An 18,348-nucleotide genomic window follows, 5' to 3' on the forward strand; every position below is an offset into this window, starting at 1 on the left:
TCACCCGTGGTTCGAGTGTTTCGGTGTGATCTGGGTCTTTGCGTCTTTGGCTTTGGTCGTGTCGGGCAGTTCACCGGTCCACTCCCAGGCCTGGGTGCCGGGGGATTTTCGTACCAACCGGGATCGGCGTAATCGCCGGCAGAGATGCCCTCGCGCACCTTGACGACCGAGAACATGCCGCCCATTTCGATCGGGCCGTATGGACCCCATCCCGTCATCATCGGGACCGTGTTTTCGGGGATTTCCATCTCCATCTCGCCCATGTCGGCCATGCCGGCGGTCCCCATCGGCATGTATTCGGGGCGAAGCTTCCTGATCTTCTCGGCAACCTGCTTCTTGTCGACGCCGATGAAGGTCGGGATGTCGTGGCCCATGGCATTCATCGTGTGATGGGACTTGTGGCAATGGATCGCCCAGTCCCCGACGTATTTGGCATCGAACTCATAGGCCCGCATCGCGCCCACCGGGATGTCGATGCTGACCTCCGGCCAACGTGCCTCCGGCCGCACCCATCCGCCATCGGTACAGGTCACCTCGAAGTCGTAGCCGTGCATGTGGATCGGGTGGTTGGTCATCGTCAAATTGCCGACCCGGACGCGTACGCGGTCGTTTTTGGATACTACGAGAGGCGTGATGTCCGGAAACACTCGGCTATTCCAACACCACATGTTGAAGTCGGTCATTTCCATGATGCGCGGCACGTAGGAGCCGGGATCAATGTCGTAGGCGTTGAGCAGGAATACGAAGTCACGGTCGACGGGCATGAACTTGGGGTCCTTGGGATGGACTACGAAGAAGCCCATCATTCCCATGGCCATCTGCACCATCTCGTCGGAATGCGGGTGGTACATGAAGGTCCCGGACTTCACGAGGTCGAACTCGTAGACGAAGGTTTTGCCGACCGGAATATGTGGTTGGCTCAGGCCGCCGACGCCGTCCATGCCTGACGGCAGGATCATTCCGTGCCAGTGGATGGTGGTGTGCTCCGGCAGCTTGTTGGTGACGAAGATGCGCACGCGGTCGCCTTCGACCGCCTCGATCGTCGGGCCCGGCGACTGACCGTTGTAGCCCCACAAGTAGGCGGTCATGCCCTCAGCGATTTCCCGCTCAACCGGCTCGGCAACAAGGTGGAACTCCTTGACGCCGTTGTTCATGCGGTAGGGAAGCGTCCAGCCGTTGAGCGTCACGACGGGCGTGTAGTCTGGACCGGACGTCGGGCGAGCCGTGATCTGCGTCTCGGCGGTTTCCATGACTGCGGCCTCGGGCAATCCCATGTTGGAGGTTTTCGCCCAGGCCGTGGAGGAGACCAGTGCCGCGCCCGCGCCAAGTATCTGCCTTCTGTTAAACATCTTGGTGTTTCCTTTCTCAGTGCCCGCCGCCGCCGCTGTCGGCGGCTGCGGCAACTTCAGTCGCGCCGGACGACGCTCCAGCGCCACCGCCGTAGATCGCGGGAGCGAGGTTTGCCTCGGAGAGCCAGAAGTCGCGCTTTGCATTCACGGCGAGAAGGATCGAATTGACCTTCTCCCGACTGTCGGCGAGCAGTTCGAATGTGTTGGTGATCATCCCGTTGTAAGTGAGGAGGGACTCCTCCTCGACCTTGGTCCGCAGTGGCACCACATTGTTTCGGTAGTGGCGTGCGATGTCGTAGTTGGCGCGGTACGCCTGATAGGCGGAGCGCGCCTCGGAGCGAACATTGACGGACTTCTCGGCAAGGAGGTTTGCGGCCCGCATGTATGCCAGTTCGGACTTGCGCATTCGCGCCTTGCCGCTGTCGAAGATCGGAATGACGAATTCAAGTTCGGCGATTGCCGTTGTCTCGTGCTTCGTGTCTCCGTCTTCCCTTTCGCGCTCGGTCTCGAAACCGCCGATTAGCTCGAGGTCGGTCACGTATCGAGTCGCTTCGGTGAGCTTGTACGACTTTGCTGTCGCATCAAGGTCGAGCTTCGCCATCTGAAGATCGACTCGGCGCTGAAGTGCCTCGGCCTCGATCATGTCGTTCTTCATCACGCCCTTCGGCAGTGAGGGGAGGCGATTGGCGACCTGGTAGTCGACGTCAGAGCCCCACAGGCCCATCAGTCGCGTTAGCTCTTCCTTGGCAAGCCTCGCATCCAGTCGAGCTTTCGCTGTTTGACCGGCGAGTTCGGCGTAGAAGACATGCTCGCGCGCCTGGCTTCCCTTAGTCATCGCACCGGTTTCACCGAGCTTCTGGGCAAGCTCGGAGGCAGCATCGGCAGCCGCCTGGGCCTGGTTCAGCTGGGCGACCGTCTCCCATGCCGCGACGGTATTGATCCAGGCGCGACGTGTGTCTGCCGCGAGCTGTAGCGTCCGCTGAGCCGCGGCGAGTTGGGCGCGTCGATAGTTGGTGTCGGCGATGTCGACGTTCCGCTGGTGGGTCGCCAGGGCGAGGATGTTGGTGGCGATCACCCCCTCGATCGAATTGAACGCCTCCAGGCCGGGGGTCCCGATTCCGTTGAAGCCGATCCCCACGGTCGGATTGAGCAGCATGGTCGACTGCCACGCGTCGGCGGCCGAATCCCCGAGATCGGCATAGGCTGCCTGCAATCCCTTGTTGTTGAGGAGGGCCACCTGTACGGCAGTCTCCACATCGATGGTCTTTTTCGCCATCAATGTCTTCACTTGGGCGGACACAGCTCGCGCCTGCTGCTGGTTCTGCACCCAGACCGTCTGTTTGCCCGTGCTTTCGGCGGTCTTCGCCGAAACGGCTGAGAACCCTGCGTCCTTGGCGGCGTACTCGTTCGTGGACGCGCAACCAGCGAGCATCAGAGGAAATGCGGCCGCTACGGCGATCTTCAATGTCGTTTTGCTCATGACGCGTCTCCTTCGGGAGACTGCGCGTCGTTTTGCTGACGCCAGGGTTTGGGATCAACCGGTACGCGATGGGTGTAGCCAGCGAACGGGCTTGTGTAGCCTGTCGGGCGACCGGATAGCTGCGCGGACTCGGATTGCTGCGAGGCGACAACATCGGGAGGCAAGGTGGTAGCGCATCCGCTCGCGGCGAGCGGCAATGCGACCACGAAATAAAATGGTCTCATGGTAAAATCCGAATAGGAAATGGCATCGGCGGCTGCAGCGTAGTCACGCTCGCAATCGCACGCTCAGACCCGCTGGAGCGGGACAGACCTACTCAGAGATTGGGGGGCGCTGAAGCGGAGAAACTCCGCTCTGAATATGTGCGTCGTCGACGAATTCATGGAGGACAGCCAGGCGCGGGCCGCCGATTATATCCGTCTCAACGACGATCGCTAGGCTGACGCAGAACGCGTTGCAGCACTCCTGTTTGGAGAGCTCTTGATCGTCATCCGGATTGGAGTGGTGGTCCCCGTGTTCCTGGTGGACGTCGGACGTCGCGTGGTGACCGTCGGTCTGATCCGGCGCGACGGCAGACCAGCTTCCATGCATGGCAGCGGAAGCCGAAGGCAACGAGTATCCCGCCAGTGACGCAATGATCACCAAGCGAAGCAGAACCAGCATTTTCGACAATGTGATTCGAAACATACCCATGCCTGAGGACTACCATCGCCCTAATACTTGTCAATTGTCAGCTCCACACAACATCGCATTCCATCGACAGTGTGGCAGTTCGCGGAGTTTGATCACGTCGCTGTGGAAAGCATCGAATCTCTACACCTTGCCACAATGGCAAGGTCAACACCGTGGGCACAGGATTGTTGTTCGTCCAGCTTTCATCTACCAGCGGCTCTCGGCAACCACCTTATTGTATCGGCAAAGCGAGATGCTGGAATGGAGTGCGTACCTGGGGCTCTTTCTCGCGGCGTTCGGAGCCGCGACGATTCTGCCCTTTCAGTCCGAGCCTGTTTTGGTGGGTCTTTTGCTCGCCGGCGAGTTTTCACCTGTCCGACTGATCCTTGTTGCCAGCGTCGGCAACGTCTTGGGTGCTGCAGTTAACTGGGGCTTGGGACGCTGCATCGAGCGATACCGAGACAAGTCTTGGTTTCCCGTCAAGGAGGCCCAGCTGCAAAGAGCGGAAGGCTGGTACCGAAGGTTTGGGCGCTGGTCACTTCTGCTGTCATGGATGCCCCTGTTCGGAGACGCGTTGACCGTTCTTTCAGGCGTTTTGCGCGAACCGTTCTGGTCGTTTCTCATCTTGGTGAGCATAGCGAAAGCAGGTCGCTACCTGATTCTCGCCTTTGGTATGCTCGGAACACAATCCGTGTTTGGGTTTTGAAGCCTCGGCGCAGTTTAGGCGCTTTGCGCGCGGCGTACTCAATCACATCTTTCATCTCTCAGGAGTGGATCGAGACATACGGCTGCCTACGACCACTATTTTTTTAAGCTAGCGATGACCGCTGTTGGGTCCATAACGGACATAGATGGTCCGGTCACTGGAGGACGGCTTCGCGCCCCCTTATGTCAGCCGTTGAGACCAACTTGGCCGCTGCCCGAAAGCAGACATCGCTAGCGACAGGGGCGGGACGGGTTGATTGCGCCCATTGCGGTCATCAGCCCAGTGTTCCTGCAAATCGCTCTGGCCACTTCTCGCGTTGAAAGATGTCGCCTATGAAATCAATAAACACTCGGGTTTTGGTGGGCAGCAAGGTCCGGTTCGCATAGTAAATCGAAATAGGACCAGCGTCCGCGTACCACGCGGGTATCAGCCGGATAAGCTCACCATTCTCCAAGTAAGGCAATGCGTCCGATTTCGCGATCAAGGCGACGCCAAGCCCCAGAACAGCAGCCGATCGCATCGCTGCTGGGTCGTTCACCACGATCCTTTCCTTCAGCGCCGCCGACTGCTCTTCACCTGCGACGTTTCGCATCTGCCATTGTCGAATTCGACCTGTCCGCAATGAACGCATGACGATCCCATCTAGCTCAGTCAGGCCAGATGGGTCGTGAGGCGGAACGCGGTCCTGCATGTATGACGGCGAGGCAACCGCGATGATGTGGGCCGAGGCAAGGGTTTTCGCGATGATGCCCGGTGTCAACTCGAAACCGCCGCCGATTGCCGCATCGTACCCCTCAGCGATCAGGTCCACCTGACGGTTTTCAAACATCCATTCGGGCCTGATAAGCGGGTATCGACGCATGAATTCGGGCAACGTCGGAAGAATGTATTCAACTCCAAATGTGGGACTCATGCTGAGTTTCAGTACACCTGCCGGTTCGGTCTGTTCGTTAGATGCCTCGGCAATCGCACCTTGAAGGCTCTCCAGGTGATCACGGACCGAATGGAGGAAGCGCTCGCCCGCCTCTGTAAGTGCCAAACTCCGTGTGCTGCGCTGGAAGAGCCGAAGCTTCAGGTTGGATTCCAGAGCGGCGACGTTCCTGCTGACCGCTGCTGGCGTCAATCCCAGCCTGCGGGCTGCGGACGAGAAGCTGCCAAGCTCCGCGCTGCGAACGAAGGACTCCAGATTTGCCAGTGTTTCCATGAAGCATCTTTCAATGATTGCTTGAAATTAATAACAGTCAATTGTCTCTAATAATAGGGGAATAAGAGGGCGATATTCACTCCATCGAAACCAAGCAATGGAGTGATCGCAATGACCAACATCTCTTTGAAACTCTCCGGCAAGACCGCTCTCGTCACGGGCGGTTCCCGTTCTATCGGCGCAGCCATCGCAAAGCGCCTCGCGGCAGATGGAGCCGCAGTCGCCATTACCTACAGCGCCTCGCCGGAAAAGGCTGCCGCAGTCGTGAAGGAAATCGAAGACGCAGGCGGTCGTGCCATCGCCATCCAGGCCGACTCTGGGAAACCTGAATCCGTACGGGCTGCGGTTGCCAAGACGGAGGAAACGTTCGGCTCCCTCGACATCCTTGTCAACAATGCGGGAATCGCGCTCGGCGGCCCGATCGAGGACATCAAGTTCGAAGATTACGAGCGCATGATCGCGGTCAATGTGACCGGTGTGTTCGTCGGCACGCAGGAAGCCGCACGTCGTATGAAGTCGGGTGGGCGCATCATCCATATTGGTTCGTCCATGGTCCGGTACGCAGCCTTTCCGACAGCCTCTCTCTACACGCTGACGAAGGGAGCCGTCGCCGGCTTCAACCGCAGCCTCGTGAGAGACCTCGGCCCCAAGGGCATCACCGTGAACACCGTGCACCCCGGCCCGACCGACACCGACATGAACCCGGATGGAGGTCCCGTCTCGAAGATCGTCGGCCCCGGCATGGCGATTGGCCGCTACGGCAAGGACTACGAGGTCGCCAGTGTCGTGGCTTATCTCGCCAGCCCAGAGGCTGCCTTCGTAACCGGCGCTGACATCGTCGCCGATGGCGGCTTCACCGCCTGATCAGCAACCCAACCTGGAGACTTCCAATGTCTATCGGTATCATTGGAGCCGGCGAGATCGGCTCCGCATTCGCCCGCGCGCTTGCCCGGAACAGTATCGCCGCAACGATCTCCAACAGCCGTGGTCCCGACACATTGCGGGACTTCGCACAAGAACTGACGCCACACATCACGGCAGGCACTATCGAGGAAGCGGCCAAGGCCGATCTCGTGCTGGTCGCCGTGCCGTGGTCGAAGTTGCCAAAGGCATTGGCGGGTCTTTCTGATTGGGCCGGGCGCATCGTCATCGACGCCAACAACCCGATCGAGCGTCCTCTCTTCCAGCCAGCGGAACTCAATGGGCGATTGTCGACAGAAGTCTTCGCCGACCTGGTGCCAGGCGCTCGCGTCGTAAAGGCGTTCAACCATCTTCCTCCGCATCTGCTCTCTGGCGATCCGCGTGCCGAGGGTGGAAGCCGTGTCCTCTTTTACTCGGGAGATGACGCGAGGTCGAAGGCCGAAGTTGGTGCGCTGATCGCCAAATTGGGCTTCGCTGGGGTCGATCTCGGTCCGGTCTCGGTCGGTGGAAAGCTCGTGCAGTTCCCCGGTGGTCCACTCCCCGCACTCAACCTTGTGAAGTTCTGATGAAGAGATTTGTCGGGAGCGAACCCTTGCTCCCGACTGTCCCTTCTCCTTTGTCCGCATCGGGCCAATTTCCAGACCTCGGCGGCAAGAGCTCTGATGTCCGCCTTTCGTGTTGAGTGTGGCAGCGGACGGTGTGGTATCGGCCCCTTTGCGCCTTTATAGTGGTCATCGAGCCATCGGTCGCTGTTGCTGCAAAGCGGACATGACGCAGCAGCCACGTGGGGCGACGTTGCGCCAACCATCGTTCTGGCTCGCGTTTCAATCATTGCACAAGTAGGCATTCCGATGATCTGAGGCGATGCGAAGTTCGTCTCGACCGCACCTGATCGTAATTGCGAAGAGCTCGCGTCTAGCGTTGTGCGCTCGATACACGCACCAATCTTCCGACCTCTTCATCGGTCAGAAAATAAATCCCTCCCCCTGGACCAACCCTAACGTCGCGAATGCGCGCGCCAATATCAAAGACGAGGACCTCTTGCTGACCCGTGGGCTTGCCATCGGACATCTCTATCTTGCGGATACTTCGCCCTCGTAGGGTCGACACGAGGATATCGCCTTCCCAATCTGGAAATTCAGCACCGGCATAAATGGCCATTCCAGATGGAGCAACCGACGGAGTCCATTGGAACAGCGGGGATTCTATCCCCGGCAACTCGGCAAAGGGCGTGATCCGAGCAAAACTGTAATCGATCCCGTGGGTTGTGATCGGCCATCCATAGTTTCGTCCGGGAAGCATAAGGTTAATCTCGTCTCCGCCACGCGCACCGTGTTCGTTCGAATATAGACGCCCACTTCGTGGATCGACCGCCACGCCCTGCGGGTGGCGGTGTCCGATGGTGTAGAGCCCGAGCGCGGCGTCTTGCTTTTCCACGAAGGGATTATCTGCCGGCACGCTGCCATCCCGGTTCAAGCGAACGCTTTTGCCACGATGGTTGGAGATGTCCTGAGCGGCCTCGCGCCGGGCGAAGCCATCGCCGAGCGTGAACACTAGCGTCCGATCCTCAAGGAAGGCGATGCGTCCTCCCGAGACCGATGCACCTTGCTCGCCCGGGTCTGCGGTGAAGATGACCGCCGCTCCCTCGACACCTTTCTGCGTTAGTCGCCCTTTGACGAGGCTGGCTGTATCACCTCCCGCGAGCGCGTGGGAGAAGGACAGGTAGATACTCTGATTGACCATGAACTCAGGATCGACAGCGACGTCAAGCAGACGTGCCCCTAGAACATCAAAGTCCGAGACCGGCGCGATCGGGACAGCGCTTTCCTCGACCCTGCCGTCGCTTGCAGCCATCCGCAGGTTGCCGCCTCGCTCGGTGATCAACATTCGACCGTCAGGCAGGAACGCGAGAGACCACGGAAAGGGCAAGCCCGAAGCGAGCGTTTCCACCTTCAAACCGCTGTGCGATGAGGCGGCGATGCTCTGGACTGAGGGCCGGGTCAACGACGCCGCGAGGATGGCGACGATCCAGATCGAGCAGGCCGCCGAGACGACGGTGATTGTGGGCCGTGTGATATCCCGGAGCTCGAAGCGCTTGGTCAGGCATGAGTAGCTGATACCGCCAACGGCCCCGGCGGACGCTACCAACAGGCCGTCGATCCAGTGCCGTGTCCCCGCGAGGAAGACGGGCATCGGCGCGAACGCATCGATGACGCGAAAGGCTGCGTAGATCGCTGTCCAACCGCTGAGAGCATAAGCGACGGGTCTTAGCCCTCGATTCACGCCTCTGGAAACAAAGCTGGACAACGCGAATGCAGGTAGCAGTGCAAGCGAGATCGCCCCGAACACCGGAGCGAAGACGAGGAGGTCAGACACTGTGCTCGACATCCGGGTGCCCAGGTCCACCTCGTGGCCCAAGGCACTTATTTCCCGCAGGATGATCTGGGAATGAACAACGATGCCAACGATCATCGTTACCAATAGACTGATCAGAAACGCTATGACGACACGCGACCAAGGGTGTTGGCGACTGGCTTTGTTCATTCCTCGCTCCCTTCGATCAGTTCATGACAGCGCCGAGAAATCGGTGCTGACGCCGCGGTCTCGCCAGCGGGCAATGTCTTCGGCGGTCTGGTTCGAGTGCGATTCCCAGTAGCTATTGGCATCGCTTCCAAGGACAAGCCGCAGTGGAGACGTCGGATCGTCGACGGCGTCCAGAATGATCTTGGCCGCGATGGCGGGGTCTCCGATCTGGTTGCCAGCGGCGGCCGACAACTGGTGTTCGATCGGATCGACGACGGATGCGTAGTCCGCGATCCGCGTCTCCGGCCTCAGGATCGCGCCGCCCTCGAACTCCGTGCGGAAACCGCCTGGCTCAACGAGCGTCGTCTTGATACCGAGATGACGTACCTCGCCAGCGAGCGCTTCCGTCCAAGCCTCGAGCGCGAACTTCGATGCGCAGTAAGCGCCGAGATCGGACATCGCCACCAGGCCACAGATGCTCGTCATGTTGATGATGTGACCTGAACGATTGGCGCGCATTCCCGGAAGCGCGGCGCGGACGAGTTCGATGGCCCCGAAGAAGTTCAATTCGAAGGCCTGCCGAACCTGGTCGATCGACAGTTCTTCCACCGCCCCGTTGATGCCACGCCCTGCAATGTTGGCCAAGACGTCGATCCGGCCGAACCGTTCCACGGCGGCCTTCAACGCGCATTCGCGCGACGATGCCTCGGTGACGTCGAGGGCGACGGCAAGCGCGTGGTCCTCGTATCCTGAGATCAGACGCTTGAGCCGCTCGATGCGACGCGCGCCGACAACGGCGATATCCCCGCGTGCAAGCACGGCCTTGGCAAGCTCGTATCCGAATCCGGACGACGCGCCGGTGATGAACCAGACCTTTTCGTTCGCCATCTCGGGTCTCCTTTTCTCAATCGAATTATTTCAGACCCGGGCGTATTATCAGGATATCGCCCGGGTCCGCCTTCACGAGGTCATGCAGCCGTCATGTCGATGACGAAACGGAACTTGACGTCCTTGCCGACGACACGGTCGAAGGCTTCGTTGATCTGTTCAGGCTTGATCAGTTCGATGTCGGCCGTGATGTTCCGGGCAGCGCAGTAGTCGACGACTTCCTGTGTCTCGGCGATACCGCCGATCATCGAACCCGACAGGTTGCGGCGGGCCGTGTTGTTCAGCATTCCGTTGAAACCATTCAGGGCCTCAAGCGCGCCGACGTTGACGAGCGTGGCGTCGGTCTTGAGCAGGTTCATGAACTGCTGGATTTCGAAGGCCTTTGGAACGGCGGCGACAAGCAGATCGAAGCTGGACGCCAAGCGCTCCATGGCTTCGGCATCGTCCCAAAGCACGACCTCCTTGGCACCCATCTGGATGGCGCTCTCACGCTTGCCGGGAGTGGTAGTGAAGACGCTGACATCCGCGCCCTTGGCGACCGCAAGCTTGACCGCCATGTGGCCCAGACCACCAAGGCCAATCACTCCGACTTTCTGACCACGGGATGCTTTCCAGTGCTGGAGCGGCGAGAAGGTCGTGATGCCCGCGCACAGGATCGGGGCCATCCCCGCCAGGTTCACACCCGGAGGAATGCGGATCACGAACTTTTCCGTGACAACGATGCCCGTGGAATAGCCACCGAAAGTCAGTCCGCCGGATACCTTGTCCGGCGCAGCGTATGTCAGTGTCTTCCCGTTGAGGCACGCATGCTCGCGGTCATTGAGGCATTCGACGCAGGTGCCGCAAGAATCGACCAGGCACCCGACGCCGCCGATGTCGCCGACCTTGAATTTGGTGACGTTCGCGCCGACCGCCGTAACCCGGCCGATGATCTCGTGGCCGGGAACCATCGGATAGGACATCTGCCCCCACTCGCTTCGCGTCATGTGGATGTCCGAATGGCAAATGCCCGAATACAGGATTTGCATGTGGACGTCGTTCGGGCCGACTGCGCGGCGGTTGATCTCTGCAGGTGCCAGTCCGCTCGTAGCGCTCTGTGCCATCCAGGCCCGCGCCTTGGACGCATCGAGATTTCCGGTGGGCGTACTGGTGGCCTGGGCCTGCGCCGATCCGGCGACCATCCCCGCAAGGATAGGGGCTGCGGCGACGCCCGCACCGCCAAGGAGAAGTTTGCGGCGGCCGAGCAGGGCCTCCTGTTCGCTATGGTTCGGGTCGTTACATCTGCTGCACATGCGGTATCTCCATCATGGGTTTCGGGGACGTTTAGGCATGCGACCGCCCTTCACGGCCTCGGGAGGTACCGTGTTGATGCAGTCCTGGTCGTCGGCGGGCTGGGAGCGCCTACCGACAGTGATGAGGCCGCGCGGTCATCTCGCGGCCAGTCGGTAGCGAAGGTGGACGACATCCCCCTCGAGACGCTCGACGGCATCTAGCCTCAGCGCTCTCGTCGTCCCGCCAATGCGGTCGAACAACGTCGGAGCGTCGACGGCTCCATCCGCGACGGGCATCACCAGCAGACTGATCTCGTCGATCAGGTCGTCGGCGAGGAAAGCACCATTGATGCCGCCGCCGCCTTCGAGAAGAAGCCGCTCGATCCCGAACTCTTCAGCCAGGATCGATAGTGTCTTCCGAAGATCGATGTCGTCGGCTCCGGCGAAGATGTATGAGATGCCGTCGCGGCGGAGTTCCGCAAGATGGTCGTCGGACACCTTTTCCGTCAGAACAACGACGAGCGGATCGCCATTCGCATCCCCCTTGTTCAGGTGAAGCTTGCCGTGGCGGTCGAAGGCAATGCCGTACGGCCCTTTAACTGCATTCGGTGCTTTCCAGGTTGACCTCGGAAAGCGCTCGGAAGCCTTTAGCGGGCGCGGTTCACCTTCCTCGAACTCCGCCATGGTGGCACGGCCGACGATCCACGCATCGCCGTTCAGGCGTGCGTGAACCTGTTCGTAGATGTCGGCCACGTCGATCTCATCAGGCCAGTCCGTCACGACGATACGGCCGTCGATGCTCGACATCATATGGAGGATGACGTGCGGCTTCATCGCTATGGTCCTCAGTATTCCTGGGCGGTCGGACGGAACAGGATTTCATTGACCGCGACGTCTTCAGGCTGCTCGATGGCAAACGCCACCATCCTTGCGAAGCTCTCGGCCGGAATGGCGATCTTGTAGAATTCCTTGATCGCCGCGGCCGTCTCGGCATGCGTGACGCTGTCCGGCAGTTCCGTTGCGACGGCACCCGGAGACAGGATCGTCGTGCGAATGTTGTCGGCGGCGACTTCCTGTCGGAGGCCTTCTGTGATCACCCGAACGCCGTGCTTGGTGGCTGCATAGACTGCCGTGCCCGGAGTGACCTTGTGGCCCGAGACAGACGAGACGTTGATGATATGGCCGCTCTTTTGCGCCTGCATCTTGGGGAGGACGGCGGCGATGCCGTATAGAACGCCCTTTAGGTTGACGTCGATCATGCGATCCCAGTCCTCGACCTTGAGGAGGCCAAGCATGGAGCTGGGCATCAGGCCAGCGTTGTTGAGGATCACGTCGACGCGACCAAAGGTCGTGACCGCCAGATCGACCAGCGCCTGAACGTCTTCCAGCTTCGTGACGTCGGTGGCCTTCGCGACCGCATTGCCGCCTCCAGCGACGATGGATGCCGCGAGCGCGTCGATGCGGTCAGCACGGCGGGCTCCGAGCACGAGTTTCGCACCCTTGGTCGCAAGCATCCTTGCGGCTGCCTCGCCGAGACCACTGCTGGCTCCGGTGATGACGACGACCTTGTTTTCGATACCTGCTGACATGGGATATGTCCTTTCTGTCTGTGTCGCTGCATCGCAGCTTCGGTGACTTGAAAGATAATCCCCTTCACGTCTGCGGATTAGTCCGTATAATCTCAATGTTATTTTGAGAGGAATTCAACAATGGCCATCGGAAGCCTCAACGACATGATCGGCTTCGTCGCGGTCGCGCGGGAGGAAAGCTTCACCAAGGCGGCGGCCAAACTCGGCGTCACCACGTCAGCCCTCAGTCACACGATCCGGGGCCTCGAGGAAAAGCTGGGCATCCGTCTTCTAACGAGAACCACAAGGAAGGTCGCCGCGACAGCCGCCGGCGAACGCCTGTTGCGCTCCATCGGCCCGCTGTTCGACGAGATCGAATTCCAGATCGAGGCACTTGGGGAGCTTCGGGAACGTCCGGCGGGCATCGTGCGTCTGACCTGCACGGACCATGTCAGCGAGTATGTGCTCCGCGACAAGATCGCCGACTTCGTCAGAGCTTACCCGGAAATCAAGGTCGAGATTTTCCAGGATTACGGTCTGACGGATATCGTCGGTCAGCGTATCGACGCCGGGATCAGGCAAGGCGACCTGCTGGCCAAAGACATGATCGCCGTTCGTATCGGCCCAGACTGGCGTTTTTCGCTGGTCGGCACGCCTGAGTATTTCGAGCGTCATGGCAGGCCGCAGACACCACATGATCTAACGGGCCATAACTGCGCTGGGCTTCGGCTGACGACAAGTGGCGGGCTATGGGCCTGGGATTTCCAGGAGAATGGCAAGGAGTTCAGCGTCAAGGTCGATGGCCAATTGACGTACAACACGATCCTGCCGGGCCTCCAGGCGGCGCTCGACGGCATCTGCCTTGCATACGTCCCCGAAGACCTCACGGAGCGATACATCGCCGACGGTTTGTTGGAAGAAGTGCTGCCCGAATGGAGTCTACGGTGCCAGGGTTTTCATATTTTCTACCCAAACCGGCGGCAGCCTACACCAGCATTCGCCGCACTGCTGGAGTCTTTGCGCCATCGCTGATCACGGCGATCGCCGTCACGCGGCGTCCGGCGTTCGATAGTCGGATGGCGCAACGAGATGATCGTCACGGGCGACCAGGTTTCGCCGTGTCAGCCATCCATGGCCCCAGTCCCGCAACCCGAGCAGAATGGGCGCGAGAGTTCGGCCTTCCTCACTGATCGAGTATTCCACCTTGGGCGGGATGACGGCGAATACTTTGCGTTCGACGAGACCGTCATCCTCTAGTTCGCGAAGCTGCTTGATCAGAAGGCGCTGCGAACAGTCACCGAGCTCCCGCTTCAGTGCATTGAACCGGAGAGTGCCCTTGAGCAGGTGGTACAGGATCATGCCCTTCCACTTCCCGCTGATGAGATTGAGTGCGGCGTACATCGTGCAGCCCGGCACTTCATCGTAGTTCCTGTCCTTTTTCATCGTCGCCTCGCTTACAGTATACTTTTGGGCACTATATGCTTTTGATTACCGTATTTTCATTTTGGATGCCACTTGCCAAATGCATGTGACCGATCGCTTGACGCAAGAGCGATATGGAAAACCATGCAAGGAGCTTGAAGCATGCCCAGAATTGTACGTTTTCACGAGTATGGAGGGCCTGAGGTTCTCCGCATCGAGGAAATCGACGTCGCGCCGCCAGCGGAAGACGAAGTCCAGATCGCTGTGAAAGCCATCGGCCTCAACCGAGCCGAGGTCATGTTCCGTCGCAATGCCTATGTCCAGCAAGCCGAGTTTCCCTCGATGCTGGGTTACGAGGCTGCGGGCAATGTGATGTCCTTCGGGTCTACCGTCACCGGGTTTACGAAGGGCGATGCGGTAAGCGTCATACCCACGTTGGACATGGCGCGTTGGGGAACGTATGGCGAGGTCATCAACATTCCGGCCCGACATGTCGTCATGCATCCGGAAAACCTCTCCTTCGAGAAAGCCGCCGCAACCTGGATGCAATATGTCACGGCATGGGGTGCGCTGATTGAACAGGCTAGGTTGTCGTCAGCGGACTTCGTCATCGTGTCGGCGGCCTCGAGCAGCGTCGGTCTGGCCGCGTTCCAGGTTGCCCGGAGCGTTGGAGCCACGGTGATTGCCACGACACGGACCAATGCCAAGGCGGCCGCACTCCGGGAAGCTGGCGCGCATCACGTCATCGCGACGGCGGAAGAGGACCTGGTTGACCGGGTCATGGAAATCACCGACGGGAAAGGTACGCGTGTCGTGTTCGATCCGATCGGCGGACCCGCTATCGCACAGCTTGCGGATTGCATGGCGGTAGCCGGGATTTTGCTGGAGTATGGCGCTCTCAGCCCGGACGCAGGACCATTTCCTCAGTTCGCCGTCCTGGGCAAGAGCCTGACGCTCAAGGGTTATTTGTATAATGAGATTGTCGGAGACAACGGCATCTTGGAGCGCGCGAAGGCGTATATCAGCGACGGACTGCGCTCGGGCGCGCTCGACCCCATAATCGCCCGGACCTTCCCCTTCGAACAGATTAAGGAAGCAACCGCCTTCCTTGAGAGTAACGAGCAGATCGGCAAGATCGTCGTCACGCTCTGATCCGGTATTCGGACTGCGCTATTTCGCGGGTAGTCCAAACTCCCGCGGGGTAGCCATGGCGCGTTTGCGCCGCCCGATCGGGTATTCAGGCATCGCATTTGGCTATCGAAGACAAACCCGACGCGACGGCCACCGAGCGAGAGCTTTGTAGAATACTCGATGTCCGCAATGGGCGAATCCCAGACCTCGGCGGCGAGAGCTCCAATGTCTGCTCTTCGTGTTGAGTGTCCTGATAACGGATGGTAGGCGATCGGCCCCTTTCGCGTCAGCTTCGCGCCCGCATCTCGGTCGTATCGGCCCTCATCGCGCTCGGCCGAAAGCGGGCATAGCGATGCGGTAGCGTCATGTCTTTTGCGCGCCAAAAAGGCGACATGTATACAAGTGCGCGCACTTTGTGCCCGGCCGAGCGCCGAGATTCGCAGATGATGCAGGTGCGACTGCCATCATGAACGATTGGAAGAGCTCAGCCGGAAAGTGCGGCCAGCAGTTCAGTGCCGAGATGCGACTTCATGAATTTTTCTGGCCCGACGAGGTAGTAGCCACGCTCAGAGGTCAGCGGCTCGTGGTCAAGCTCGACGAGCAGGCCACTTGACACCAGGTCGTCGATGACGCCCCGCCATCCGAGAGCGACGCCGTGCCCTAACAGGGCCTCGTGGATGGCGATGCCGTGATTGGACACCTCGATGCCTGGTGCGGCGCGAATTGCGTGGGGAGCGCGGCGCGATTTCCAATCATTCCAGTTAAACCAACGCCTCTCCGAGTCCTCGAGATGGATCAGAGGCCCTTGCATGAAGATGTCCCCCATCGACAGAGAGGCGAGCTTAGTCGCGACGGAGGGGGCCGCAATCGGGACCACCGCTTCCGGGATCAATAACCTGGCCTCCATACCGTTCCAATGACCGTCACCGAAGAGGATTGCGCAGTCGACGTTGTCCATTGAAATATGGTGGTCGCGTTCGGCGGTCACGACCCTGACTGAGAGATCACTATCTCTGTTTCGCAGGTTCGCAAGTTTCGGCATCAGCCAGAACATCGCCAAGCCCGGATAGGTGCCGAGCGTCAGACTGGGTCCATTCGCCCGCTCCCGCAATGATCGGGTAGCGGTCGCGATATCGGCAAGGGCGGATGCGATCCTTGCATGGTAAGCGAGAGCATCGGCGGTAGGCGTGGTGACCCCGCCATTCCTCTCGAACAGCGTGAGGCCAAGGTCATTCTCCAGTGCCTGTATCTGATGGCTGATCGCTGGCTGACCGACGTTCAACTCTCGCGCGGCGGCTGTGAACGTTCCCAGCCGAATGCATGCTTCAAATACACGAAGAGCCTTTAAAGGCGGCAGATCACGCATTGACATCCCTAAGCACGGTACTCAAGCGATGACCTTACCATCGAAAAAAGTAATGGCGACATGATATTTTGCGCCATATCAGAATGGTCAGTTTCGTGGCAGATTTTGGCATCGAGGAGACCGCTTCTTCTGCGGTGGAAATCTGGATTTGAGCATCATGCTTGAGGAACTATTTGATTACATCGTCATCGGCGCGGGAACGGCAGGTTGCCTGCTGGCCAATCGTCTGAGCCGCGATCCCACCATGCGAGTCCTGCTTCTCGAGGCGGGCAAGAAGGACAACTACCCCTGGATTCATATTCCCGTGGGTTACCTGTACTGCATCGGCAACCCACGGACCGACTGGCTTTACAAAACCGAAGCGGACCCCGGCCTCAATGGCAGGACGCTCCGCTATCCGCGCGGCAAGACGCTCGGTGGATGCTCGTCGATCAACGGCATGATCTACATGCGCGGACAGGCCCGCGATTACGACGCCTGGGCGACGGCGACTGGAGACGACAGTTGGTCTTGGAACGCGGTGTTGCCAAAATTCAAGGCGCACGAAGACCATTACAGGATGGACGGCGGAGCCGATCCAAAGACGGGCGGCAACAGCCGCTTCTCGGACATGCATGGCCATGGCGGTGAATGGCGCGTTGAGAAGCAAAGGCTCCGTTGGGACGTGCTCGAGGCCTTCGCCGAGGCCGCAGGCCAAGCCGGATTTCCCCGAACCGACGACTTCAACAGCGGCGACAACGAAGGTGTCGGCTATTTCGAGGTGAACCAGCGCTCCGGTTGGCGCTGGAATGCGTCGAAGGCTTTTCTGCGCCCGGCGAGAGCCCGCAAGAATCTGACGATCCTGACGGAGGCCCATGTCGAAAAGCTGGTGATCGACACCAATCCGAATGGCGGCAAGGTCTGCAAGGGAGTGATCCTGCACCACTCCGGCCGCCGGGTTGAATTTTCGGCACGCCGCGAGGTCATCTTGTCCGCAGGTGCCGTCGGATCGCCTCAAGTTCTTCAATTGTCCGGCATCGGCCCGGCCGCTCTCCTGCAAAAGCATGGCATCGACATCGCGGTCGACCTGCCCGGTGTCGGTGAGAACCTCCAGGATCACCTGCAAATCCGGGCCGTCTACAAGCTCAAGGGCGCGCGCACGCTCAACACAATCGCGAATTCAATGATCGGAAAGGCGATGATCGGTCTCGAATATGCGATGAAGCGTACCGGACCGATGAGCATGTCGCCGTCGCAATTGGGGGCCTTCACCCGATCCGACCCAAGCCAGGCCCATGCCAATCTCGAATACCACGTCCAGCCTCTGAGCCTCGATGCCTTCGGCGAACCTCTGCACGACTTTCCGGCATTGACCGCAAGCGTGTGCAATCTCAATCCGACCAGCCGCGGCAGTGTCAAAATCCGCTCCGGCCGGATGGAGGACGCACCGATGATTTCCCCGAACTATCTGGCGACAGCAGAGGATCGGAAAGTCGCGGTGGACAGCTTGAGGCAGGTCCGCAAGATCGCCAGCCAGCCCGCTCTGCGCAAGTACGAGCCGGAGGAATGGAAGCCGGGTCCGCAATTCCAAACGGACGAAGAACTGGTGAAGCTCGCAGGCGACATAGCCAACACCATCTTCCACCCGGCGGGCACCGCCAAGATGGGAACTAATGCCGACCCCATGGCCGTTGTCGACAGCCGCCTGCGGGTACGAGGCATCGAAGGCCTTCGCATCGTCGATGCCAGCGTCATGCCGACCATCGTCAGTGGCAACACCAACTCGCCGACCCTGATGATCGCCGAGAAGGCAGCCGGGATGATCATCGAGGACGCGCGCCACGTCGCCGTTGCCTGAACCCCAAAAC

General features: G+C 59.9%; 17 protein-coding genes and 1 pseudogene. 6 read left to right on the plus strand and 12 right to left on the minus strand.

Features of this window, described 5'->3' with window-relative positions; all coding sequences use genetic code 11:
- From F3Y30_RS11390 to F3Y30_RS26335, 4 genes and pseudogenes are all read right to left on the minus strand, one after another.
- Positions 1-1,349: pseudogene (locus tag F3Y30_RS11390) on the minus strand (copper oxidase).
- Positions 1,350-1,365: 16 nt separating this feature from the next.
- Positions 1,366-2,829, minus strand: a complete 1,464-nt coding sequence (locus F3Y30_RS11395) for a TolC family protein (protein ID WP_203422848.1) — start codon at positions 2,827-2,829, stop codon at positions 1,366-1,368.
- Positions 2,826-3,053, minus strand: a complete 228-nt coding sequence (locus F3Y30_RS26330) for a hypothetical protein (protein WP_246752713.1) — start codon at positions 3,051-3,053, stop codon at positions 2,826-2,828. The genes F3Y30_RS11395 and F3Y30_RS26330 overlap by 4 nt, the downstream gene beginning before the upstream one ends.
- 88 nt (positions 3,054-3,141) lie before the next feature.
- Positions 3,142-3,522, minus strand: coding sequence for a hypothetical protein (locus F3Y30_RS26335; protein ID WP_246752714.1), 381 nt, complete (start codon positions 3,520-3,522; stop codon positions 3,142-3,144).
- A gap of 232 nt (positions 3,523-3,754) precedes the next feature.
- Here F3Y30_RS26335 and F3Y30_RS11400 point away from each other — a divergent pair, with 232 nt between their 5' ends.
- Positions 3,755-4,207, plus strand: a complete 453-nt coding sequence (locus F3Y30_RS11400; protein ID WP_203426585.1) for a YqaA family protein — start codon at positions 3,755-3,757, stop codon at positions 4,205-4,207.
- A gap of 274 nt (positions 4,208-4,481) precedes the next feature.
- On the opposite strand, the gene F3Y30_RS11405 is transcribed toward F3Y30_RS11400, so the two are convergent.
- A complete protein-coding gene (locus tag F3Y30_RS11405; protein ID WP_203422849.1) occupies positions 4,482-5,411 on the minus strand; it encodes a LysR family transcriptional regulator in 930 nt (309 codons plus the stop codon).
- Between the two features lie 111 nt (positions 5,412-5,522).
- Between F3Y30_RS11405 and F3Y30_RS11410 the strand changes: the two genes are divergently transcribed.
- Both F3Y30_RS11410 and F3Y30_RS11415 read left to right on the plus strand, forming a co-directional pair.
- Positions 5,523-6,275 carry a 3-oxoacyl-ACP reductase family protein gene (locus F3Y30_RS11410; protein ID WP_246752715.1) on the plus strand — a complete coding sequence of 251 codons (753 nt, stop codon included), beginning with the start codon at positions 5,523-5,525 and terminating at the stop codon, positions 6,273-6,275.
- 26 nt (positions 6,276-6,301) lie between these two features.
- On the plus strand, positions 6,302-6,898 hold the full coding sequence (locus tag F3Y30_RS11415; RefSeq protein ID WP_203422851.1) for an NAD(P)-binding domain-containing protein: 597 nt from the start codon (positions 6,302-6,304) through the stop codon (positions 6,896-6,898).
- A gap of 349 nt (positions 6,899-7,247) precedes the next feature.
- Here the strand turns inward: F3Y30_RS11415 and F3Y30_RS11420 are convergent, their stop codons facing one another.
- From F3Y30_RS11420 to F3Y30_RS11440, 5 genes are all read right to left on the minus strand, one after another.
- Positions 7,248-8,876: a PQQ-dependent sugar dehydrogenase gene (locus F3Y30_RS11420; protein WP_203422852.1), complete on the minus strand. Its 1,629-nt coding sequence runs from the start codon at positions 8,874-8,876 to the stop codon at positions 7,248-7,250.
- 21 nt (positions 8,877-8,897) lie between these two features.
- Positions 8,898-9,743 (minus strand): oxidoreductase, encoded by an 846-nt coding sequence (locus F3Y30_RS11425; protein ID WP_203422853.1) that lies wholly within the window; start codon positions 9,741-9,743, stop codon positions 8,898-8,900.
- A gap of 80 nt (positions 9,744-9,823) precedes the next feature.
- Entirely contained in the window at positions 9,824-10,846 is a 1,023-nt protein-coding gene (locus F3Y30_RS11430) for an NAD(P)-dependent alcohol dehydrogenase (RefSeq protein WP_246752974.1), read from the minus strand.
- Between the two features lie 324 nt (positions 10,847-11,170).
- Positions 11,171-11,848 (minus strand): RibD family protein, encoded by a 678-nt coding sequence (locus tag F3Y30_RS11435; protein WP_203422854.1) that lies wholly within the window; start codon positions 11,846-11,848, stop codon positions 11,171-11,173.
- Positions 11,849-11,859: 11 nt separating this feature from the next.
- Complete coding sequence (locus tag F3Y30_RS11440; protein WP_203422855.1) at positions 11,860-12,603, minus strand: SDR family oxidoreductase; 744 nt, start codon at positions 12,601-12,603, stop codon at positions 11,860-11,862.
- 120 nt (positions 12,604-12,723) lie between these two features.
- Here F3Y30_RS11440 and F3Y30_RS11445 point away from each other — a divergent pair, with 120 nt between their 5' ends.
- Positions 12,724-13,614: a LysR family transcriptional regulator gene (locus F3Y30_RS11445; protein ID WP_203422856.1), complete on the plus strand. Its 891-nt coding sequence runs from the start codon at positions 12,724-12,726 to the stop codon at positions 13,612-13,614.
- A 15-nt stretch (positions 13,615-13,629) separates the two neighbouring features.
- Here the strand turns inward: F3Y30_RS11445 and F3Y30_RS11450 are convergent, their stop codons facing one another.
- On the minus strand, positions 13,630-14,025 hold the full coding sequence (locus tag F3Y30_RS11450; RefSeq protein WP_246752716.1) for a helix-turn-helix domain-containing protein: 396 nt from the start codon (positions 14,023-14,025) through the stop codon (positions 13,630-13,632).
- A 141-nt stretch (positions 14,026-14,166) separates the two neighbouring features.
- On the opposite strand from F3Y30_RS11450, the gene F3Y30_RS11455 reads away from it, so the two are divergent.
- Positions 14,167-15,156 (plus strand): zinc-dependent alcohol dehydrogenase family protein, encoded by a 990-nt coding sequence (locus F3Y30_RS11455; protein ID WP_203422857.1) that lies wholly within the window; start codon positions 14,167-14,169, stop codon positions 15,154-15,156.
- 463 nt (positions 15,157-15,619) lie between these two features.
- On the opposite strand, the gene F3Y30_RS11460 is transcribed toward F3Y30_RS11455, so the two are convergent.
- A complete protein-coding gene (locus tag F3Y30_RS11460; protein ID WP_203422858.1) occupies positions 15,620-16,501 on the minus strand; it encodes a LysR family transcriptional regulator in 882 nt (293 codons plus the stop codon).
- A 157-nt stretch (positions 16,502-16,658) separates the two neighbouring features.
- Here F3Y30_RS11460 and F3Y30_RS11465 point away from each other — a divergent pair, with 157 nt between their 5' ends.
- On the plus strand, positions 16,659-18,338 hold the full coding sequence (locus F3Y30_RS11465; RefSeq protein ID WP_203422859.1) for a GMC family oxidoreductase N-terminal domain-containing protein: 1,680 nt from the start codon (positions 16,659-16,661) through the stop codon (positions 18,336-18,338).
- Positions 18,339-18,348 lie beyond the last annotated feature (10 nt).

The sequence above is a fragment of the Sinorhizobium sp. BG8 genome (genome assembly GCF_016864555.1).
Classification (GTDB): domain Bacteria; phylum Pseudomonadota; class Alphaproteobacteria; order Rhizobiales; family Rhizobiaceae; genus BG8.

Bases quoted from the DNA above. Each gene is read 5' to 3' on its own strand.
- F3Y30_RS11425 (WP_203422853.1), bottom strand. From the start codon at position 9,743: ATGGCGAACGAAAAGGTCTGGTTCATCACCGGCGCGTCGTCCGGATTC.
- F3Y30_RS11460 (WP_203422858.1), bottom strand. From the start codon at position 16,501: ATGCGTGATCTGCCGCCTTTAAAGGCTCTTCGTGTATTTGAAGCATGC.
- F3Y30_RS11410 (WP_246752715.1), top strand. From the start codon at position 5,523: ATGACCAACATCTCTTTGAAACTCTCCGGCAAGACCGCTCTCGTCACG.
- F3Y30_RS11430 (WP_246752974.1), bottom strand. From the start codon at position 10,846: ATGGCACAGAGCGCTACGAGCGGACTGGCACCTGCAGAGATCAACCGC.
- F3Y30_RS26330 (WP_246752713.1), bottom strand. From the start codon at position 3,053: ATGAGACCATTTTATTTCGTGGTCGCATTGCCGCTCGCCGCGAGCGGA.
- F3Y30_RS11440 (WP_203422855.1), bottom strand. From the start codon at position 12,603: ATGTCAGCAGGTATCGAAAACAAGGTCGTCGTCATCACCGGAGCCAGC.
- F3Y30_RS11400 (WP_203426585.1), top strand. From the start codon at position 3,755: ATGCTGGAATGGAGTGCGTACCTGGGGCTCTTTCTCGCGGCGTTCGGA.
- F3Y30_RS11445 (WP_203422856.1), top strand. From the start codon at position 12,724: ATGGCCATCGGAAGCCTCAACGACATGATCGGCTTCGTCGCGGTCGCG.
- F3Y30_RS26335 (WP_246752714.1), bottom strand. From the start codon at position 3,522: ATGGGTATGTTTCGAATCACATTGTCGAAAATGCTGGTTCTGCTTCGC.
- F3Y30_RS11450 (WP_246752716.1), bottom strand. From the start codon at position 14,025: ATGAAAAAGGACAGGAACTACGATGAAGTGCCGGGCTGCACGATGTAC.
- F3Y30_RS11435 (WP_203422854.1), bottom strand. From the start codon at position 11,848: ATGAAGCCGCACGTCATCCTCCATATGATGTCGAGCATCGACGGCCGT.
- F3Y30_RS11415 (WP_203422851.1), top strand. From the start codon at position 6,302: ATGTCTATCGGTATCATTGGAGCCGGCGAGATCGGCTCCGCATTCGCC.
- F3Y30_RS11455 (WP_203422857.1), top strand. From the start codon at position 14,167: ATGCCCAGAATTGTACGTTTTCACGAGTATGGAGGGCCTGAGGTTCTC.
- F3Y30_RS11420 (WP_203422852.1), bottom strand. From the start codon at position 8,876: ATGAACAAAGCCAGTCGCCAACACCCTTGGTCGCGTGTCGTCATAGCG.
- F3Y30_RS11395 (WP_203422848.1), bottom strand. From the start codon at position 2,829: ATGAGCAAAACGACATTGAAGATCGCCGTAGCGGCCGCATTTCCTCTG.
- F3Y30_RS11405 (WP_203422849.1), bottom strand. From the start codon at position 5,411: ATGGAAACACTGGCAAATCTGGAGTCCTTCGTTCGCAGCGCGGAGCTT.
- F3Y30_RS11465 (WP_203422859.1), top strand. From the start codon at position 16,659: ATGCTTGAGGAACTATTTGATTACATCGTCATCGGCGCGGGAACGGCA.